The organism is Micromonospora sp. NPDC049580 (genome assembly GCF_040675595.1).
GTDB lineage: Bacteria > Actinomycetota > Actinomycetes > Mycobacteriales > Micromonosporaceae > Micromonospora.
In genome coordinates, this window is the sequence record NZ_JBFAPG010000622.1 from 1 (window position 1) to 3,027 (window position 3,027).

Below are 3,027 nucleotides of genomic sequence, written 5' to 3' on the forward strand. Positions count from 1 at the left end.
CTCCCGGGACGTGCGGCTGCTCTACGTCGGGCGCGGCGTGGCCAAGCTCGACGACTGCGACGACGCGGCGGTGCGCGCCCGGGAGTCGTCGATGAGCTGGAACAGGTCCCGGTCGCCGGAGACCACCTCGACCGGGCCCGGCTGGGTCACCGACAGCGTGCCGAGCACGTCGTCGGCCTCGTAACCGGTCGCGCCGACGGCGGTGATGCCGACCGCGTCGAGGACCTCCAGGATCATCGGCACCTGCGGGGAGAGCGTGTCAGGCACGACCTCACCGCCCTGCGGGGCCACCCGGTGCGCCTTGTACGACGGCAGCAGCTCGACCCGCCACGCCGGCCGCCAGTCGTAGTCCAGAGCGCACACCATCCGGTCGGCGCCCCGACCCCGGATGAGCGTGGCGAGCATGTCGAGGAAGCCGCGCACCGCGTTGACGGGCGTGCCGTCCTCGGCGCGCGCGGCGGACTCCGGGATGCCGAAGTAGGCCCGGAAGTAGAGGCTGGGTGCGTCGATCAGCAGGATCGGGGATCGGTGTGCCACGCCCGACAGCCTGGCACAGCCCTGCGACGATCAGCGGTACGCCCGGCCGCCCGGCGGCGTCAGCGCTGCTCGTCGTGCCGGTAGACGGTGTCGCGGCGGGCGAGGTGCTGCACGACGTAGCTGGTCACCAGCAGCAGGATCGCGACCAGCACCTCGACCCAGGCGGCGACGCCGTCGGCCACGGTGAGCCCGATGACCAGCAGGACCAGGCCGACGAGCGCGAGGACCCCGGCCCACAGTTGCCAGCGACGGCGGGTCGCCGCCCGGTTCGCGTCGTTCGCTGCCACGTCGGCCCTCCCGGTCGGTGCCACCCATGCGGGCGTCCCGATCCCAGGCTATGGCCCCCGCCCCGGTCCTACCCGGAAAACCACAGTGCGGGCAGGCCCTGGAACGGCGCAGACTGCCGGTGTGGCGTTTCTTCCCGGCCTGGTGCTGGCCCGCCGGTACCACGACGAGGTGGTCGCGCCGATTCTGCGCGGTCGTCTCCCCGACCTGCGGTACGCGGCGGGGCTGCTCGACGGTGGCTCTGAGGTGCTCGGCCTGGACACGGCCCGGTCCACCGACCACGACTGGGGCCCGCGCGTGCAGGTGTTCGTCGGGCTGGCCGACGTCGCCGCGATCCCGCGGATGCGCGCCGTGCTGGACGCCGACCTGCCGACGGAGTTCCTCGGCTGGCTCGACGGGCGGCGCTGCGGTGGTATCCGCCGGACGTGTGGCGGTACGTCCTGGCCGCGGTGTGGACGCGGATCGCGCAGGCTGAGCACCTGCCCGGCCGGTGCGCGGAAGTCGGCGACGAGGTGGGCTGCCGGGTCGTCACCGGGGGCATTGCCCGTGACGTGCTCCGGCTCGGTCTGCTGCTGCGTCGACGCTGGCCGCCGTACGACAAATGGCTCGGCACGGCCTTCGGCAGGCTGCCCGGCGCGGCCCCGGCGGTCGCGGCGCTGGCCGAGGCGACCGGCCCGGGCGACTGGACCCGGCGCCAGGCCTGTCTCGTCGAGGCGCTGGAGACCATGGCCCGGTGGACCGACGAGACCGGTCTGGCGGCACCGGTACGCGCCCGGGCCGGGCCGTTTCACCGCCGGCCATTCCTGGTGCTGCGTGCCGAGCGCGTCGCCGCCGCACTACGCGCAGCGGTGACCGACCCGACGCTGCGCGACCGACCGCTGCTGGGCGCGGTCGACCAGTACGTGCACAGCGTCGATGTGCTCAGCGACGCGACCCGGGCTCGCCGGGTGGCCGACGGCCGGTGGTCGGGTGCGGCGGTCACCGACCAATGGTGACGGCCGGACGCCGGCCCTGGTCGCGGTCGCGGTCGTGGTCGGTGAGGTCGCGCAGGCGTCGGACGGGGGAGAGCAGCAGCACCAGGGGCGCGCAGATCAGGGTCGCCGCGAAGACGAACAGGGTGGCGCGGGCGCCGAGCGGGCCGGCGAGCCCGCCGGCGATCAGCCCGCCGACCGGGATGGCGCCCCAGGAGACGAACCGCACGGTCGCCATCACCCGGGAGAGGAGATCGGGTGGGCTGGCGATCTGCCGGTACGTCCGGGTGGTCACGCTGAGCACGACCGTGCCGAGAGAGAAGACGATGCTGCCGGCGGCGAAGGCGACGTAAGCCGGCCAACCGGTGCCCCCGGGGATCAGGAACGCTCCGGCGACCGTCGTGAACCCGGCGGCGACCAGCGCGCGGGCGCTGCCGAGCCGGGTGGTGATCCACGTGGTGAGGGCAGCCCCGACCAGCGCGCCGACACCCTCGACGGCGAGCAGGACGCCGACCAGGCCGGCCGGCGCGTGCAGGTCGCGGACCAGGTAGAGCGGGTGCAGCGCGAACTGCGCGCCGCAGACGAAGTTCATGGCCGTCGCGGCCCACATGCACGGGCCCATGACCGGGTGGTACGCGACGTAGCGCCAGCCCTCGCGGATCAGCTCACCGACCGGCGGCCACTGCTCGGGTGCGTCGACGCGGCGCGCGGGCAGGGTACGCAGCAGAGCCGCCGAGACGAGGTAGCTGGCCGAGTCGACGAGCAGGGTGGGCACCGCGCCGAGCGCCTGCACGGCGAGCCCACCGAGTGATGGGCCGCTGAGCAGGGTCGCGGCGTGGGTGGCCGAGGTGAGGCTGTTGCGCGACTGCAACTGCTCGCGCTCGACGATGCTGGGCAGGAAGGTCGAGTTGGCCACGTCGAACACCACGTTGGCGAAGCTGACGACGAGCGCGGTGACCACCAGGTGGGTCACGGTGAGCTGCCCCCACCACCAGGCCAGCGGGATCGACGCGACGGCGAGGGCGCGGGCCAGGTCCGCGCCGACCTGGGTGCCGCGCAGCGGCAGGCGCTGCACGATCACACCGGCGGGCAGGCCGATCACGATCCAGGCGACGTAGCTGGCCGCGGCGATCAGACCCATCTGCCACGCGGAGGCGTCCAGGACGGTGAGCGCGGTCAGCGGCAGGGCCACCGCGCCGACCGCCGACCCGCCCAGACTGGTCGTGCCGGCGGT

General features: G+C 74.2%; 3 protein-coding genes and 1 pseudogene. 1 reads left to right on the forward strand and 3 read right to left on the reverse strand.

Features of this window, described 5'->3' with window-relative positions; all coding sequences use genetic code 11:
* Positions 1-81: 81 nt before the first annotated feature.
* Together AB0J68_RS30070 and AB0J68_RS30075 are read right to left on the reverse strand one after the other, a co-directional pair.
* Positions 82-537: pseudogene (locus AB0J68_RS30070) on the reverse strand (flap endonuclease); the annotation flags it as partial.
* Between the two features lie 59 nt (positions 538-596).
* Positions 597-824, reverse strand: coding sequence for a hypothetical protein (locus AB0J68_RS30075; RefSeq protein ID WP_355068830.1), 228 nt, complete (start codon positions 822-824; stop codon positions 597-599).
* Positions 825-1,247: 423 nt separating this feature from the next.
* Here AB0J68_RS30075 and AB0J68_RS30080 point away from each other — a divergent pair, with 423 nt between their 5' ends.
* Complete coding sequence (locus AB0J68_RS30080; RefSeq protein ID WP_363942008.1) at positions 1,248-1,817, forward strand: DUF4037 domain-containing protein; 570 nt, start codon at positions 1,248-1,250, stop codon at positions 1,815-1,817.
* Here the strand turns inward: AB0J68_RS30080 and AB0J68_RS30085 are convergent.
* The coding region (locus AB0J68_RS30085) for an MFS transporter (RefSeq protein ID WP_363942011.1) at positions 1,801-3,027 on the reverse strand (1,227 nt) is incomplete at its 5' end. The genes AB0J68_RS30080 and AB0J68_RS30085 overlap by 17 nt on opposite strands.